Below are 17,499 nucleotides of genomic sequence, written 5' to 3'. Positions count from 1 at the left end.
TCACCCAAGGAGGCGGTTTGATGGATTTGAAGCCTGTTACACCGTTCGAACCGGTGCTTGCTGCGCAGCTTCCCTCCGGCAGCCAGTGGATTGCCCAGATCAAATGGGACGGGGTCCGCATGCTGTCCTATTATGACGGCAGCCGCATAGAGCTTGTTAACCGCCGGGGCAACCGGCGTACGATGCAATACCCCGAATTGGCTGTGCAGGACCGCTATTGCCGGGCAGACAGCTTCATTCTGGACGGTGAAATTATCGCGCTGGCCGGCGGTAAGCCGTCCTTTCATGAAGTGATGCGCCGTGACGGCGTGAGAAGCGAAGCCGCAGTCCGGGCCGTGCTGCCGCAGGTTCCGGTACTCTATATGGTATTCGACATGCTGTACTGCAGCGGCAAGTGGCTGCTGGATCAGCCCTTGTCCATGCGGCAGCAGATGCTGCAGGATATGCTGCTGCCCCATCCCCATGTGCAGTATGTGCCAAGCTACACTGATCCGGCACAGCTGTTTGCCGCTGCCAGCAGCGGAGGATTAGAGGGGATTGTCTGCAAAGACCTGGGCAGCACCTATGCTCTGGGCGGCAAAGACAAGCGCTGGCAGAAGCGGAAGATCATCCTCGACGTAACCGCTGTAGCCGGAGGAGTCACCTTCCGGGACGGGATCGTTAATGCCCTGCTGCTCGGTCTTTATGACAAGGAAGGCAGGCTGCACTACATCGGCCATGCCGGGGCCGGCAGAATGACCGCCATGGACTGGCGTAATCTGACTGCCCAGGCCCATAACCTGACTGTACCGGCATCGCCTTTTGCATCCTTGCCGGAGCGCAGCAAGGATGCCGTATGGATCAGGCCGAGCCTGGTGTTCAAGCTGCATTTTCTGGAGTGGAACCCCTCCGGAACGCTGCGCCAGCCGGTCATCCAGGCACAGGTAGATTTGCCGGCTGAGTCCTGCCGCCTGGAGCAAAGAGGCTGAGCACTATTTTACAGGAGGTGAATCTGTATGCCGGCAGCCCTAAAAGGCACGATTACCGTTGACGGGCAGGAGATCACGGTTACGAACCCCGAGAAGCCGCTTTGGCCGGAGATGGGGATTACAAAGCGGATCTATCTGCAGAAGCTGGCCGCCCTTTCGCCTTACCTGCTCAGCTACTGCAGAAACCGGCTGCTGACGGTGATAAGATACCCCCACGGCGTTCCCGGGATGTCCTTTTATCAGAAAAACGCCCCACAGCCGCGTCCTGAATTTGTAAAAACAGCCGTGCAGGACGGGATCGAATATATTGTTCTGCATGGCTTGCCGGAGCTGTTATGGCTGGGGAATCTGGCCGCGCTGGAGTTTCATCCGTCCCTGCATTACGCCGGAAGCAGCCTGCCCTGTGAGTGGATGATTGACCTCGATCCTTCCCTTGAGGTGGAGCCGCGCATTATGGAAGCAGCCGCCCTGGTCGGCGATGTGCTCAAATCACTGGGACTGTCCTCGGTTCCCAAAACCTCCGGGGCAACAGGGGTTCAGATTATTGTTCCGGTACAGCAGGGTATTACTTTTGAAGAGCTGCGCAAGACGGGACATTTCATCGGGCGTTATGTGACCGAGAAGCGTCCTGACCTGTTCACGCTGGAACGCCTGAAAAAACACCGCGGCGATAGGATTTACTTTGATTATCTCCAGCATTACGGCGGCAAAACGCTGGCTGCCCCGTATACTCCCCGGGCACGCCCGGGAGCTACCGTGTCCACTCCGCTGCTGTGGGAAGAGGTTGCCCGCAACGTGTCACCGCTTGATTATCATCTGCTGAATATTGAAGAACGGCTGAACCGCACGGGTGATCTTATTGCACGGGTTGCGCCACAGCCTGTTGGTGAGATAGCTGCGAAGCTGCCTTGAAGCCGCAGATCAGGCAGGGCCGGCAGAGACGCAGAACAGCATACAGACAGCAATAAGCCCGCAATGCCTATACTGGCTGCGGGCTTATCAGGCGTCCAGCTTGTGGACGGAAGGTATTGTTCTATATGAGAATTCGGTACAAAGAGCTTCAGGCACCGGATTGATTACTCTGACTTTCGTAAATATACCTTCCTTCGGACAGCGTACCCGTTCCCCCGGATCACGCTAGTGGATTGATTTCTTTTTGAAGCGGCCGCCTTTTACATCGTGGATGTTGCCAATTGCAATAAATGCATCAGAATCCCAGTCTTCTACAATGGACTTGAGCTTTGCTTCTTCCAGACGAGTAATGACTACAAAAATCACCTTTTTATTTTCACCGGAAAAACCGCCTTCGCCATCCAGATACGTCACACCGCGCCCGAGACGCTCCGTCAGCGCTTCCCCGATGTCGCGGAACTTGTCGCTGATAATCCAGACCGACTTCGACTGGTCCAGACCTTCGAGTGTTACATCAATCATCTTGAAGGCAATATAATAGGCAATCAGGGAAAACATGGCATTATTCCAGCCGAACACAAAGCCCGCTCCGGAAAGGATAAAGAAGTTGAAGAACATAACTACTTCTCCGACAGAGAACGGCAGCTTCTTCGCAACCAGAATAGCCACAATCTCCGTACCGTCAAGCGATCCTCCGTATCTGACAACGAGCCCGACCCCGACGCCCAGGATAACCCCACCGAACACGGCTGCCAGCAGCGGCTCAACGGTAATCGGATTAACGGGATGCAGCAGCTGAGTACCGATCGACATGACAACAACCGCAAATAAAGTGGATAAGGCAAAGGTCTTGCCGATCTGCTTGTAGCCGATTATCAGAAACGGCAGGTTGAGCAGGGTCAGCAAAATACCGAGAGGAATATGAAAAATATGGGATAGCATAATGGAAATACCGGTTATTCCGCCGTCAATCAACTCATTGGGAACCAGAAAAATTTCCAGGGCCACCGACATCATCGATGCACCCAGCACCATCATAACCACCCGCCCGGCAAACCGCAGTCTGGCGGTTTTCAAGGATGCTTTCTGCGGCTTTTTCTGATCCTCATTCGTAAAGATTTGCTGGCTCACAGTCATAGAACTCCCCCTATAAATAAGTGTCCAAAGAATAACTGAAAGCATAAGGTTAAGCTATACTTTCTTATATTTCTTCTCGTACTTATATTATATCACAAAAGACGGCCAAATAAGGTATGGAACATATTCGCGCCTTAGAAAAGTTAAGGTTTAGTCCTATTTTTGGTCATAAAAGCGGAGATAACAGCTGACAAAGACCTTGAATCAACTTGACATTCCTGCCCCGCTTCATAAACTTCTCAGGGTCAATAAACTCGCTGTGTTTCTGGTCTTTTTCAAAAGCGGCGGCAAGCCGGGCAACCATATCCGGGGCCAGCAGCACCGCCGTCAGCTCGAAATTGGAATAAAAGCTGCGCATATCCAGATTGGCACTGCCGGCTGTTGCCAGCAGATCATCCACAATCATGACCTTGGCATGCATGAAGCCCGCAGTATAGCGGTAAAATTTCACCCCGGCATCCTGCAGATTCTCCAGATACGACAAGGACGCAGCATAAACAAGCTTGTTGTCCGGTTTAGCCGGAATGATGATCCGCACATCCACTCCGCTCAGCACCGCATTTTTCAGTGCCCGGCAGATCGCCGGATCTGGTATGAAATAAGGCGAGGTGATCCATATCCGCTTTCTGGCCGCTGTAAGAGCGCCAAAAAACATCTCCTGGGACGCATCCACCGCGCCGTCCGGCCCGCTGGCCACAAGAAGCACAGACTCCTCCCCGCTGCAATGATGCTCCGGAAAAAACCGCGGATGGCTGAGCCAGTCTCCAGCGGCCAGCTTCCAGTCCTTCAGGAATACATATTGCAGATCATATACCGCATCTCCCTCCAGCTTTAAATGAGTATCGCGCCAGTTGCCCATTTTGGGATCCTTGCCCAAATACTCATCTCCCACATTCATTCCGCCCGTAAACCCGACCAGCCCGTCGACAACCATAATTTTGCGGTGATTCCGGAAATTGAACCGCCGCTCTAGCAGCGATACCAGCGGCGGCAGGAAGAAATGAACCTCTACGCCGGCATTTTTCAGCGTCCGGATGAACCGCTTACCCAGCGCATGACTGCCCAGGCCATCGCACAAAAGCCGGACCTTCACCCCCTGGCGGGCTTTCCGGACCATTACATCCTGGAACCGTTCGCCAATTTCATCATCGCGGAAAATATAAAACTCCATATGGATATGCTCCCGCGCCTCTTCCATTGCCTCCAGTATCGCCTCATACGCTGCCCCGGCGTTCGGCAGGATCCGGCAGCGGTTGCGTCCGGTAATCTTCATATCGGACAGCCCAGAGAGCAGTCGGAGCAGGCTGCCCCGGCCGGCAAATTTGGGATTTCCGCATTCCTCCGTTTTTTTGATTATCCTGATTTTACTGCAGACATGTGTGCGGATTTCACTGCGCCGCGCCGGCGTACAGCGCCTGCCGATTCTGCGGCTCTGCCAGTAATCGCGCCCGAGGAAATAATAGAACGCAAGACCTGCCGGGGGACAGCAGAAGCTGAGAAATATCCAGGCCATCGCCCTTTGCGGACGGCGGTATTCGAACAGCATGATGGCTGCAATCTGCAGCACAAAAAGAGCCAGTAATAGAGCAATAATGGTCAAGCCGTCACCTCCGCAATCTCAATAAACACCAGCCGGCAACCTCTGATCCGCTGCCCCGGACAGATTGATTCTAGTACAGGTTTTGCCTGAACTCTCCCTCTTTATTCAATCAAACCGTTGTCATGTTCATCCAAAGGCCTGAATACATAGAGTAATAGGACAAATCGGATGAGCCCCAGGATTACAGAATTTCCGGATTCACAGCCAAGCACAAGGCGGCCGCGCAGCCGCAGAAAGGAGAAGCTATGAAAACCCAGCATAAGGATAACCGGATTACCCTGCTCGTTGTCCGCGAAGCCGGACGTCCGGTCAGACAACTGCAGCTGTCCAAGCCGCTGGCCCTGGCCCTGCCGGCTGCGGCCGCCCTTTCCATTTCCAGTCTGGTCACCTCGATGCATTTTCATGCCTCACGTTCCATTGCCGAGCTGGAGGCGGAGGCCGCCTCCTTGTCGCTGGCCAATCTCCGGATGGAGATGAAGGTGGCCGACAAGGATCAGACGCTGCAGCAGCTCCGCAGCCAGGTAATTGAGCTGTCCGAAGAAGCCGAGGTAATCAAAGACAAGCTCAAAAGTGTAAGTGAGCTTGAAGCAGAACTGCAGTCGCTGATTGATACAGAAGAAGCACCCGGTGCACATTCTGGTACAGATTCAGATGCAGATATGGACTCTGCCTCTATCTCAGGGATTCCCCAGGTATCCACTTCCGGAAATGCATTTGCGGTTACTGCAGCAGGCCCGTCCGCAGGCTACAGAGCAGCTGCCTTGAATGCAGGACCGCAGCTAAGTCCTGCCGTCGCCGTTGTTGCCTCCCTGCCGGCCATCAGCTTCCGTCTGGGAGCCATTTCGGGCGCAATCAACAACACGGTAACTCCGCAGGTAGGCGGAGAATATATCGCTGTCTATCAGGATGATCCCTTGGGAATGGTACAGGAGGCACGGGATGACTACGAAGAAATCCGCAGCCTGCTGGATGAGATGCTGGCCAGCCTGTCCGCCACCATTACAGGAGCCAAAGAGGTCCGGGATGCAGAGGCCCAGCTTAAGGCCAGCCAGGCCCTCGCTGAGAAAGCACGTCTGGCTCCGGCCGTTATCTGGCCTACCCGTTCCAAGGTCATTACCTCCAGCTTCGGCTACCGTTCTGATCCCTTCAAGGGAATCTCCGCCTATCACTCGGGCATCGATATTGCCGGCAGTATCGGAGACCCCATCTATGCAGCCATGGAAGGCGAGGTTACAGCGTCGGATCAAATGGGCGCAAGAGGCAAATACATTATTATCAAGCATGCAAACGGTCTCGAAACCTGGTACATGCATCTGAACAGCATGACCGTCTCCGCCGGTGACAAGGTCGGCAAAGGCGATCAAATCGGCACTCTTGGCAATACGGGACGCAGCACGGGGCCGCATCTGCATTTTCAGGTTATCAAGCAGAATAAAGCGGTCAACCCTTTGGGTTATGTCAAACCATAGAACATGGAGGAGAGGTGGGTACACATGTGGAATAAACGCAAGCAGGCTGCGCCGTTCAGGTCAACGGATTCGCTGATCGGCCACGGGGGCAATCTGGAGGGCAAGGTGCAGTGTGATACGAATCTGCGGATTGAGGGGAACTTCAGCGGGGAAATCCATTGCCAGGGGACCGTTACAATCGGTGAACAAGGAACCGCACGCTCCACAATTAAAGCCAAAGAAATCATCATAGCCGGAAAAGTGTACGGTGACGTCACAGCGGATCAGCGGCTCACCATGACAGGCACCGGTCAGCTGCACGGCAACATTCTGGCGGGCACGCTGAGCATTATGGAAGGCAGTGTGCTGAACGGCTCAATTGCTACAGCCGAACAACCTGCAGCCTTGCTGTCAGACGCCGCCGCCGGGGCGGAGAACACGGATAAAGCAGGCAAGCGCGGGTCCAAGCAGCAGGGCAAACGCGAAGCGGGCTAAGCGGGCGCTGCCCGCTTAGCCTCACTTTTTTTGTATAAGATGCCCTGTCTAGGCAGCCACATCTCTTTTGCTGAAGACAAACCAGGAAACTGCCAGAAACAGCACATAGTAGGCAGCCAGCACTGCAACCGAGAAGCCGAGGCTGACCCCTCCCGGACCCGTATCGCTAAGCAAATAGCCCCGCAGATCCATATGGGTAAAGATCAGATACTTGGCCCACTGGAAGCGTTCAGGATTAAAAATCTGGACAAAAATATTTTTGGTGAACATGATAAACAGCGACAGTCCGATCGCCAGCCCGCTTGCACGGAAGACACTGGATACCATAAAGGCAAGGGCTGCTGTCAGGAACAGCTCAATATAGCGGCAGAACAAATCCATCAATGAGTATTCCGCCGGGGTCCAGGACATCAGATTGGTTACATCAGAGGTATCCTGTCCGGAGAAAATGAGCGATGACGCATAGCCGAAAGCAACCAGCACAGCAGTGCTGAGCAAGCTGAACAGAATCATCGAAATGTATTTCGAGAGCAGAATTTTGGAGCGGCTCCACGGACGGATCAGCAGCAGCTTGATGGTCCCCCAGGAAAATTCACCGGCCACAGCATCAGAAGCGATCACCACCGTAAAGATGGTATTCAAAAAGAAGGAGATCGTAACCGTCAGCTGAAAATTATCCCACACTCCAACCGGATCAGAATTGCTTGTAAAATAAATCAGTGCCGGAAACAGCGCACTCATGAGACCCAAGATAACCAGCATAACCCATGTGCGGACCCGGCTGTAAATCTTGATGTTCTCATTATGTATGAGAGCTGCGAACTCACCCAATGCCTTCACCTCCGGTAATCTCCAGGAATTGATCTTCCAGTGACCGTGACAGCGCCCTGATGCTATAAACTTTGAAGCCTGCCGCCACAAGTCTTGCATTCAGCTCAGCAATGTCCTCACGCGCGGCCTCCACGGAGATCCCTCCGTTTTTAAACATACCTTGTCCCAGCACGGCCAGCGCACCCTCAGGATCATCAACCTCAAACAGCGTTTCCGTGACCGGCAATACAGCGTCTCCTACTGCTTTTAGCTGCTTGACATCAATCAGCCGGCCGTTCTGGATGATTGCCACACTGTCACACATCAGCTCCATCTCGGACAGCAGGTGGCTGGAGACAAATACGGTCGTCCCCTCCTCCTGGCACAGCCGCCGCAAATAGTCGCGCAGCTCCCGGATGCCCTGGGGATCAAGACCATTCGTCGGCTCATCAAGGATCAGCAGCTTCGGCCGGTGCAGCAGGGCCTGGGCCACGCCCAGCCGCTGGCGCATACCAAGCGAATAGGTTTTGACTTTGTCGTTAATTCTCTGACCAAGCCCGACCAGCTGCACAACCTCATCAATCCGCTGCTTTGTAACACCGGGAACCATCCGGGCATACTGGCGCAGATTCTGGTAGCCGCTCAGGAACTTGTACATTTCCGGATTCTCCACGATCGCACCGACATTAGCCACAGCCTCTTCAAAATGATCCTTGATGCTGCGTCCGCAGATCAGAATATCACCGCGGCTGATCGAGATCAGACCGACCATCATGCGGATCGTAGTTGTTTTCCCGGCGCCGTTGGGCCCAAGGAACCCGAAGATCTGTCCGGACGGAATATCCAGCGTCAGATCACTTACCAGTGTTTTGGAGCCGATTTTTTTGCTTACCCCCATCAGGCTGGCTACAGGCTTATTCGCCGATTCTGCCGTAAGTGGCATTCCTTCACTTCCTTTCTTTCGTTTATAAAATGAAATAATTTTAGATTGAACAAAGAAATATCCTGTATTAGGATTAGCCGTGACTCCAGAGAATATTTGGACTTCCGGCCGCTGCCCTTCTGCAGATTTCTTTATTTATACCGTTCTTAACGGTTGAAATCCGCAGACTGCCTATGCTTCCGTAGCGAGCTTTCCTACGAAAAGCTTTCAGGCGGTCGCTACGCTCCTCCAGTTCCAAAATTCCCCTCCATCACTCTTCCTTAACATAAATTTCCAGTTAAATCTATATAGCCATTTCATTTTATATATTTTCCATTTTACCACATCCTGCCTTTTTTCTGAAAACCAGGGAAAAAGGCAGAGTTAACTAATAGACGGTTTAATAGGACGGTAACCCTGCATATATAGAAAATTTTATGAAGAATGTCGCTCCATGCGCCCCCCTCTACCTATAAGCCTGAATTAACCGCCGTCAAACTTTAAATAGGACAATGTTCAACAGAAATAACGGGATTTTTCCCTCTATTTCCGCTCACTCTGCCTACTTTGGGGAGGTTTGCCCACTCCTGCATTTTGGACTGAGCTGACAGGCCTGCTTTAATGGAGTTAATCCATGATTAACTATTTATCATGCTTAGGATGGAGGAGTGCCACCAACTATAACGGTACATATGAAAAAGGGCCGTATCCTTCGCCAAGCGGAAGAATACAGCCCTTTTCTCTTTATTCCATTAAACCGGTCAAAAAGACACGGCTATGATGATTTAGCCTCCAACACGCGCAAGCTCACGCATATTGGCCTCAAAAGCAGCCATCAGGGCAGCTTCGCCGGTCAGGCCGGTCTGCTCCACCTTGCGGATCTGCTCCAGCATCCGTTTGTAATCCTTCGGAATGACGCGGACGAACTTAGGCAGCGACGCTTCCCAGGAGTCCAGAATCCGGCCTGCGGCAGCACTGCCAGTAAGCTCGGCATGACGGCTGATCAGCTTGTGCAGCTCTGCTGCTTCCTCAGCTTCTTCAACCCGCTCCAGCAGAACCATTTCCAGGTTGCAGCGTTTGATGAAGCTGTTCTCCGGATCGTAGACATAGGCGATACCGCCGGACATCCCTGCCGCGAAGTTGCGGCCGGTTGCACCCAGCACGGCTACACGGCCGCCGGTCATATATTCACAGCCGTGGTCGCCCACGCCTTCTACGACTACATTCGCGCCCGAGTTGCGGACAGCAAACCGTTCACCGGCAATACCGTTGATATACGCTTCACCGCCGGTTGCCCCGTAGAGCGCGGTATTTCCGATAATGATGTTATCTTCAGCGGCAAAGGTAGCCTTAGGCGACGGCTTGATGATCAGCTTGCCGCCGGACAGTCCCTTACCCACATAGTCATTGGAGTCGCCTTCGACCGTAATCGTGATCCCCTTAGGTACGAAAGCACCAAGACTTTGTCCGGCAGAGCCGGTGAAGTTCAGGCGGATCGTATCATCCGGCAGTCCGGCAGCCCCGTATTTGCGGGTCAGCTCACTGCCCAGGATGGTACCGACAGCACGGTTGACGTTGGTAATCGGCAGGGATACCTCCACCGGCTGGCCGGATTCCAGTGCCGGAGCCGCCAGATCGAGCAGCTTCGATACATCAATCGTTTCTTCCAGGCCGTGGTTCTGGAACTTGCTGCGGAAGCGGGTGCTTCCTTCCGGCAGTTCCGGTGTATGCAGCAGGCCGCTCAGATCGACACCCTTCTTCTTCCAGTGGTAATCAGCATGGACAGCATCCAGGCAATCCGTACGTCCAACCATCTCTTCAATGGTCCGGAAGCCAAGCTCTGCCATAATTTCACGCAGATCCTGAGCTACAAAGGTCATGAAGTTAACGACATGCTGCGGATCGCCGGTAAAGTTTTTGCGCAGATCCGGATTCTGGGTGGCAACGCCGACCGGACAGGTGTCCATCTGGCAGACACGCATCATGATACAGCCTACCGCTACGAGCGGCGCGGTTGCGAATCCGTATTCTTCGGCTCCCAGCAGTACAGCTACCGCAAGGTCGCGTCCGCTGAGCATTTTGCCGTCGGTTTCCAGTACAACACGGTCACGCAGATTGTTCAGCATAAGCGTCTGGTGAGTCTCGGCAAGCCCGAGCTCCCATGGCAGACCGGCATGGCGGATCGAGTTCATCGGGGAAGCCCCGGTACCGCCGTCATAACCGCTGATCAGGATAATGTCGGCACGGCCTTTGGCTACGCCGGCGGCAATCGTTCCGACACCAACCTCAGACACCAGCTTCACGTTAATGCTGGCCCGCGGATTAGCGTTCTTCAGATCATAGATCAGCTCTGCCAGATCCTCGATCGAGTAGATGTCATGATGCGGCGGCGGCGAGATCAGGCCTACGCCTGCTGTAGAGCCGCGCACTTCCGCAACCCAAGGATAAACCTTGCGGCCCGGAAGCTGTCCGCCTTCACCAGGCTTAGCTCCCTGTGCCATCTTGATCTGGATTTCATCGGCGTTCACCAGATAGTTCGAGGTTACCCCGAAGCGTCCCGATGCCACCTGTTTGATCGCACTGCGGCGGGAATCGCCGTTAGCGTCAGGAATGAAGCGGGCCGGATCTTCCCCGCCCTCACCGGTGTTGCTCTTGCCGCCGATGCGGTTCATTGCAATCGCCAGCGTTTCATGGGCTTCCTTACTGATGGAGCCGAATGACATTGCTCCGGTCTTGAAGCGTTTCATGATCGATTCTGCCGGTTCAACCTCATCCAGCGGAACCGGCTGGTTCACGGATTTAAATTCCAGCATGGAGCGGATCGTCTGGTGCTTCTTGCTCTCCCCTTGAACAAGCGCCGCGTATTTCTTATACAGCGCGTAGTCACCGCTTCGCACAGAATGCTGCAGCAGATGAATGGTCTGCGGGTTGAACAAATGATCTTCCCCGTCACTGCGCCATTGATAGTCGCCGCCGGAATCGAGCACCTTGTCGTTGCCGTCCTTGTCAGTGAATGCGCGGTTGTGATGCATCAGGGCTTCAGCCGCCACTTCTGCAAGGCCGATACCGCCGATGCGGGAAGGCGTCCAGGTAAAGTAACGGTCCACAAACTCTGTACTCAGGCCGACCGCTTCAAAAATCTGTGCGCCGCGGTACGACTGAATTGTGGAGATACCCATTTTGGACAATATTTTAACTACGCTCTTTGTCGCAGCCTTGATGTAGTTCTTAACAGCCTTCTCATGCGAGATGCCGCGCAGCAGACCCTGGCCGATCATATCGTCCAAGCTCTCAAATGCAAGATACGGATTGACTGCACTCACGCCGTAACCAAGCAGCAGCGCGTAATGATGTACTTCACGCGGTTCGCCGGACTCCAGCAGAATGCTGACCTTGGTGCGCGATCCGGAGCGGATCAGATGGTGATGCAGGCTGGATACAGCCAGCAGCGCCGGAATAGCTGCATTCTCACGGTCTACGCCGCGGTCAGACAGGATAAGGATATTGTGGCCTTTGGCCATTACACGGTCAGCCGCTTCATTCATGCGCTCAAGCGCAATGCGCATGCCTTCCGCTCCAAGCTCAGCCGGGAACAGGATCGGAATCGACATCGACTTGAAGCCGGCACGGCGGACGTGGCGGATCTTGGCGAAATCCTCATTGGAGAGGATCGGCGACTCCAGGGAAATCTGCCGGCAGCTCTCCGGTTCAGGCTTCAGCAGGTTGCGTTCCGGACCGATTGTGGTAGCGGTAGACGTAACCAGCTCCTCACGGATAGCATCGATCGGCGGATTGGTTACCTGTGCGAACATTTGTTTAAAGTAGTTATAGAGACGCTGCGGACGGTCCGAAAGCACGGCCAGCGGGGCATCATAGCCCATCGAGCCAACGGCTTCGGCGCCGGTGGAGGCCATAGGCTCAAGCACCTTGCGCAGATCTTCAAAGGTATAGCCAAACGACTGCTGCAGCTGCTGCACATTGTCATGCTTAGGATTTGGCAGCTCAGGCGCTTCAGGAAGCTGATCCAGACCGATCAGATGCTCATCGAGCCACTGGCGGTAAGGCTGCTCGGAAGCGATTTGGGCTTTAACTTCCTCATCCGAGATAATCCGGCCCTGCTTCGTATCTACAAGCAGCATACGGCCCGGTCTCAGACGGTCTTTGTATAATACATCCTCTGCCGGAATATCAAGCACTCCAGCCTCTGAGGATAAGATAATCATATCGTCTTTGGTTACATAATAACGCGCAGGACGCAGACCGTTGCGGTCAAGCATCGCACCGATTTGTACACCGTCGGTAAAGCCCATTGCGGCCGGCCCGTCCCACGGCTCCATCAGCGTGCTGTGATACTCGTAGAACGCCTTCTTCTCTTCGCTCATAGTCTCATGGTTGCTCCAAGGCTCAGGAACCATCATCATGGCCACATGCGGCAGAGAGCGTCCGCTGAGATAGAGGAATTCAAAGGTGTTATCGAACATAGCGGTATCCGAACCGTCAGGATTTACAATCGGCTTGATTTTGCCGAGGGATTCCCCGAATACTTCACTCTTGAACAAGGACTGGCGGGCATGCATCCAGTTCACATTCCCCCGCAGCGTATTGATCTCACCGTTGTGGATCATGAAGCGGTACGGGTGGGCACGCTCCCAGCTCGGGAACGTGTTCGTGCTGAAGCGGGAGTGAACGAGGGCAATTGCCGACTCCAGGGCTTCATTCTGCAGATCCAGGTAGAACTGGCCTACCTGCTCGGTTGTAAGCATGCCTTTGTATACGATCTTGCGGCAGGACATGCTTGGCATATAGAAGGATTCAGCCTCTTCAACACCGCCGTAGCGGATAGCAAGCTCTGCACGCTTGCGGATTACAAACAGCTTGCGTTCAAAAGCCAGCTCATCAGCAAGGCCTTCCGCACGGCCGATAAACACCTGGCGTACATAAGGCTTGGCAGCCTTAGCGGTTTTGCCCAGCATTTCATCATAGGTGGGAACATCACGGTATCCCAGCACTGTCTGGCCTTCTTCAGCAATAATCTCGCTTAACAGAGCTTCATGACGGGCACGGATCTCCTCGTTATGAGACAAAAAGATCATACCCACGCCATATTGGCCCTGTTCCGGCAGCTCAAAGCCAAGCTTGCTGGCTTCACCGGCAAAGAAACGGTGCGGAATTTGCAGCATAATGCCGGCTCCGTCACCGGAGTTCGGCTCGCTTCCCTGTCCGCCGCGATGCTCCATATTAAAGAGCATGGTCAAAGCGTTGCTTACGATATCATGGGAAGGTTTACCTTTAATATGGGCAACAAAGCCCATGCCGCATGCATCTTTTTCGAACTGGGGATCATAAAGACCTTGTTTGTTGGGCAGTTCAGTGTGTCTCATCATACGCAACCTTTCTATTCTAAAGTAGTACCTTGATTCTCAGGAAAATGTTACAAAGAAATACTTAATATTTATTCAAGCCAGATTGGTTATATAAGTTTATCATCGACCTGACATGAGCGCAATTTAAAGTTTTTTATGAGTTTGATTAACATTTGTTTTTACGGTACAGCTTTACTTGGCGAAAGTGTAAAAAAACTTTATCATGCATATTTATGCATAACTAATGTATAAGTCCTTATTCAATGAAAACGCTTCAGACTGTTTTCTTTTTCACTATGTACTCTTTTTTATGGACTTTTCCGCATATAAAAAACCAAGGGCGCCCCCGCAGGGACGCCCTTTGTTCATATCAGCCTTTTTCAGATAAAGTGATTATACAGTCAAAACTTGTTCACCTTTTACAGAAATTTCATTCTCCTGCTCACGGGTCATGAAGTACGTAAACGTAAGCGCCAGGAATACAATCCCATAAATGGCCAGTGCTCCCGCATCACTCCACATCACACCGTAATTGCCGGTGGAAATGGCTGCCTTGAACCCGCGGACACTGTAGGTCATCGGAAGCAGCGGGTTGAAGAATTTCATCCAGCCCGGAATCAGCTCCAGCGGGAAGGTTCCTGCGCTGGTTGTCAGCTGGAAGATCAGAATCACAATCACTACAAAGCGTCCAGGCTGATCCAGCCAGGTTACAATCGCCTGGATCATCCACATGAACGAGATGCTGGTGATAAAGGTAAAGGCGTAGAACAAGGCCACATTCTGCACCTCAAGGCCAAGACCATACAGTACAATCATTGCCGCCATCAGCGACTGGAGCACGCTCATCATCGAGAAGGTCAGCGTACGGCTGATGAACCGGTTGAACCGGCTGGCGCCTGGAACTTCGGAGCTGCTCATCGGAATGACCAGTGTGCAGATCAGCGCGCCTACAAACAATCCGAGCGACAGGAAGTAAGGGGCAAAGCCTGTGCCGTAATTCGGCACTGCGCTGACCTTCACTTCTTCAATCTGCACAGGCTGTGCGAACATGGACACCAGCGCATCCGTCTTGTTCACGGTGCTGGTCTGGGAAGCGGCATCTCCAAGCTTGGAGGCCAGCTCACCGGAACCGGACTTCAGCTCATCCAGGCCGTCCTTCAGCTGGCCCGCACCGTCGCTGAGCTTCTTCGAGCCGTCCGCTACCGAGCTCAGGCCGCTGCTCAGCTGGCCTGCGCCCGCCAGCAGCTTAGAGGTGCCGGCTTCCAGCGCCTTGCCTCCGTCAGCCAGCTTCGCTCCGCCTGCAGCTGCTTCGTCCAGCTTCGCGCCGAACTGCTGCATCCCGGCGGACAGCGTACCGCCGCCGGTTTCCAGCTTCGCTGCGCCGGCAAGGAGCTGCTGCTGCCCGGCCAGCAGCTGCGTGCTGCCTGCATTCAGCTGCTGCGCACCTTCATGCAGCTGGGTAACCCCCGCATCCAGCTGCTGCGTTCCCGCCTGCAGCTGGTTCGCGCCCTGCACCAGCTGCCCGTGGCCGCTGTGCAGCGATGTTGCGCCAGCCAGCAGCTGCTGCTGGCTCTGATCGAGCTGCGCTGTGCCTTCGGCTACAGCGGCGCTTGCGGCCAGCAGCTTCTGCACATCTGCGCTTGCAGCAAGCTGCGGGTTCGACTTGGCCAGCTGCTGCAGGCCGTCTGATACTGCCTTGGCAGCGGCGCTAACCTTCGCGCTGCCTTCCTTGGAAGCCTGAAGACCGGCTTCCAGCTTCGCACTGCCTTCATTCGCGTCCGTCAGACCGGCCGCAAGCTTCGCGCTGCCGTCCACGACAGACTGTGTGCCGGCCGCAAGCTTCGCTGTTCCGTCTACGGCCGACTGTGTGCCGGCCTGCAGAGCCTTGGCTCCGGCTTCGGACTGTTTCAGTCCGGCGCTGAGCTGCTTGCTGCCGTCAGCGGTCTGGGCAACGCCTGCCTGCAGCTTCTTGTGTGCAGCGGACAATTGTTCAAGTCCGCCTGCCAGGGTGCTGCTGCCGCTCTCCAGCGCCGCAGCACCCGTATTAAGGGCAGTTACACCTTCGGTCAGCGGAGCTACGCCTTCTACCAGCTTGCCTGTACCTTCGGTCAGCACAAGCAGATTATCCTTCAGCTTGAGCGCACCGTCATCCAGCTTGGCTGCGCCGTCGGCAATTTTCGTTGCACCGTCTCCGGCTTCGCCGAGCCCATCGGCGATTTCCGTAATTTTATCGAACACGGAAGTTGTATAAGCTTCAGTAATTTTTGCGGATACCTTGGTCTTGATATCCTTTACTGCAGTCCCGCCGATCTGGCCGGCAAGGAAGTTATAGCCTTCGTTCGGCTCATAGATGATTTTGGCCGGCTGCGGATCTGCTTCCAGCAGCGTCGTTGCGTTCGCAGAAAAATCCTCAGGAACGATAATCGCCATGTAATACGTATTATCGTCCAGTCCGGCTTCCGCTTCGGCGCGGGATACGAAATGCCACTTGAACCCGTCGGTCTTTTTAAGCTCCTCCACCAGATCACTTCCCGCGGTAAGCTGTGAGCCCTCGTATTCGGCGCCCTTATCTTCATTGACAACAGCGACCGGCAGCTCGTTCATCTTGCCGTACGGGTCCCAGAAGGCCTTGAGGAACAATCCGCTGTACAGCACGGGAATGAACAGGACGACAAACATGGGAATCAGCACCTTCGGATTCTTCAGTGCCGCGCCCAGGTCCTTGAAAAAGACAGATAAAGATTTCATTCTGGTTCTCTCCTTATAATCATATGCTCTTTATACAAAGCTATAAATCTCTCTCTGTTTAGGCGGTACTACTAATTTGCTGGCTGGATGAAAGTTGCAGTAACACCAGATGACCATTTTCCCCATTCGGTCAATCAAGAGCAAAAAAAATTTGTTCACCCATTCTGCTGTACTCTCCAGATGCAGCGCCGCATTCAGGGACAGCGGACAAACTGTGCGCCGTTCCCTCCCGCAGGTCATAACTTACTGTGCCAGGCCATCTGACAGAAACAAGTGAAAATAATCCTTGATCTGTTCCTTGCTCAAAGGTACATGCACCTTGTTCAGCTCGGCGGTCAGTACAATGTACAGCCTGAACATTACTATGGACACGATCTTGGGGTCGCACGGCTTGATCTCCCCTTGCTGTATGGCCTGTTCCACCTCCCGCTGCAGATATTCCAGCACAACGTTCTCGAGCTTGTCGAGCCCGTCACCGGCCTGCGGCGTTCCGAAATCGCGGCTTTCCTGGGAAAGCTTGATAAACAGCTCATGTTCGCTTCGAAATTCAAGCAGTGCATCCAGCACCCTGTGCAGGTTATCAAAAAACGGCTTATCCCGCCTGATCTCCCGCTCGGCGATATGCTTCATCTCGGTAATGACATCACGCAGAATCTCATCAAACAGCTGCTCCTTATTCGTAAAAAAGGTATATATCGTGCCTTTTCCGACATTCGCAATCTTGGCGACCTGATCCATTGTCGTTGCCTTATAGCCGAATAATGAAAAACATTTCGTCGCGGCCTGAAGCACCAGCTGCCTTCGATCTACCACAGCCACCTGCATCCACTCCCTTTCCTGCAAAAAATTCGCTGCCACATTGTCCTGACCACTTTACTAATCCGGTCATTTGGTCATTACCCACTTTATCACTTTCCCTTTCACTTGGCAATACCCGGCTGTGCTCTTTATTTTTAATTTATTGCAGTGTTTTAACTTTCCATTTACGTCTTATTTGTATAATGTGAGATAAGGGGTTCATTCCCTTGTATAATGTAATAGAACTATTACAGAGAGGTATCTCGTATTCGATCTAAGAAGAGGACCCGCAATTCTA

General features: G+C 53.6%; 11 protein-coding genes. 4 read left to right on the top strand and 7 right to left on the bottom strand.

Going from position 1 to position 17,499, the window contains the following annotated elements; translation table 11 throughout:
• Positions 1–20: 20 nt before the first annotated feature.
• Together AC4G46_RS05285 and ligD are read left to right on the top strand one after the other, a co-directional pair.
• Entirely contained in the window at positions 21–968 is a 948-nt protein-coding gene (locus AC4G46_RS05285; protein ID WP_491127002.1) for an ATP-dependent DNA ligase, read from the top strand.
• A gap of 27 nt (positions 969–995) precedes the next feature.
• Positions 996–1,880, top strand: coding sequence for a non-homologous end-joining DNA ligase (gene ligD / locus AC4G46_RS05280; protein WP_491127001.1), 885 nt, complete (start codon positions 996–998; stop codon positions 1,878–1,880).
• A 225-nt stretch (positions 1,881–2,105) separates the two neighbouring features.
• Here the strand turns inward: ligD and AC4G46_RS05275 are convergent, their stop codons facing one another.
• Positions 2,106–3,017 (bottom strand): YitT family protein, encoded by a 912-nt coding sequence (locus AC4G46_RS05275; protein ID WP_491127000.1) that lies wholly within the window; start codon positions 3,015–3,017, stop codon positions 2,106–2,108.
• Positions 3,018–3,183: 166 nt separating this feature from the next.
• Positions 3,184–4,617 carry a cardiolipin synthase gene (gene cls / locus AC4G46_RS05270; protein ID WP_491126999.1) on the bottom strand — a complete coding sequence of 478 codons (1,434 nt, stop codon included), beginning with the start codon at positions 4,615–4,617 and terminating at the stop codon, positions 3,184–3,186.
• 245 nt (positions 4,618–4,862) lie between these two features.
• On the opposite strand from cls, the gene AC4G46_RS05265 reads away from it, so the two are divergent.
• Both AC4G46_RS05265 and AC4G46_RS05260 read left to right on the top strand, forming a co-directional pair.
• Entirely contained in the window at positions 4,863–6,086 is a 1,224-nt protein-coding gene (locus AC4G46_RS05265; protein ID WP_491126998.1) for a peptidoglycan DD-metalloendopeptidase family protein, read from the top strand.
• Positions 6,087–6,110: 24 nt separating this feature from the next.
• Complete coding sequence (locus AC4G46_RS05260; RefSeq protein ID WP_491126997.1) at positions 6,111–6,560, top strand: bactofilin family protein; 450 nt, start codon at positions 6,111–6,113, stop codon at positions 6,558–6,560.
• 48 nt (positions 6,561–6,608) lie between these two features.
• Here AC4G46_RS05260 and AC4G46_RS05255 read toward each other — a convergent pair whose 3' ends face one another.
• The 5 genes from AC4G46_RS05255 to AC4G46_RS05235 form a co-directional block, all read right to left on the bottom strand.
• Complete coding sequence (locus AC4G46_RS05255) at positions 6,609–7,391, bottom strand: ABC transporter permease (RefSeq protein ID WP_491128797.1); 783 nt, start codon at positions 7,389–7,391, stop codon at positions 6,609–6,611.
• Positions 7,384–8,313, bottom strand: a complete 930-nt coding sequence (locus AC4G46_RS05250) for an ABC transporter ATP-binding protein (RefSeq protein ID WP_491126996.1) — start codon at positions 8,311–8,313, stop codon at positions 7,384–7,386. The genes AC4G46_RS05255 and AC4G46_RS05250 overlap by 8 nt, the downstream gene beginning before the upstream one ends.
• Positions 8,314–9,077: 764 nt before the next feature.
• Entirely contained in the window at positions 9,078–13,673 is a 4,596-nt protein-coding gene (gene gltB, locus AC4G46_RS05245) for a glutamate synthase large subunit (protein ID WP_491128796.1), read from the bottom strand.
• 375 nt (positions 13,674–14,048) lie between these two features.
• Positions 14,049–16,403: a YhgE/Pip family protein gene (locus AC4G46_RS05240; protein WP_491126995.1), complete on the bottom strand. Its 2,355-nt coding sequence runs from the start codon at positions 16,401–16,403 to the stop codon at positions 14,049–14,051.
• Between the two features lie 243 nt (positions 16,404–16,646).
• Positions 16,647–17,222 carry a TetR/AcrR family transcriptional regulator gene (locus AC4G46_RS05235; RefSeq protein WP_491126994.1) on the bottom strand — a complete coding sequence of 192 codons (576 nt, stop codon included), beginning with the start codon at positions 17,220–17,222 and terminating at the stop codon, positions 16,647–16,649.
• Between the last annotated feature and the right edge of the window lie 277 nt (positions 17,223–17,499).

This window comes from Paenibacillus sp. fava2, assembly GCF_058313675.1.
The sequence above is the reverse complement of the archived record's forward strand: the minus strand, read 5'-3'. Positions and strand labels throughout refer to the sequence as shown.

Coding starts and splice junctions, on each gene's coding strand:
- AC4G46_RS05265 (WP_491126998.1), top strand. CDS start 4,863: ATGAAAACCCAGCATAAGGATAACCGGATTACCCTGCTCGTTGTCCGC.
- ligD (WP_491127001.1), top strand. CDS start 996: ATGCCGGCAGCCCTAAAAGGCACGATTACCGTTGACGGGCAGGAGATC.
- AC4G46_RS05275 (WP_491127000.1), bottom strand. CDS start 3,017: ATGACTGTGAGCCAGCAAATCTTTACGAATGAGGATCAGAAAAAGCCG.
- AC4G46_RS05260 (WP_491126997.1), top strand. CDS start 6,111: ATGTGGAATAAACGCAAGCAGGCTGCGCCGTTCAGGTCAACGGATTCG.
- AC4G46_RS05240 (WP_491126995.1), bottom strand. CDS start 16,403: ATGAAATCTTTATCTGTCTTTTTCAAGGACCTGGGCGCGGCACTGAAG.
- gltB (WP_491128796.1), bottom strand. CDS start 13,673: ATGAGACACACTGAACTGCCCAACAAACAAGGTCTTTATGATCCCCAG.
- AC4G46_RS05285 (WP_491127002.1), top strand. CDS start 21: ATGGATTTGAAGCCTGTTACACCGTTCGAACCGGTGCTTGCTGCGCAG.
- AC4G46_RS05250 (WP_491126996.1), bottom strand. CDS start 8,313: ATGCCACTTACGGCAGAATCGGCGAATAAGCCTGTAGCCAGCCTGATG.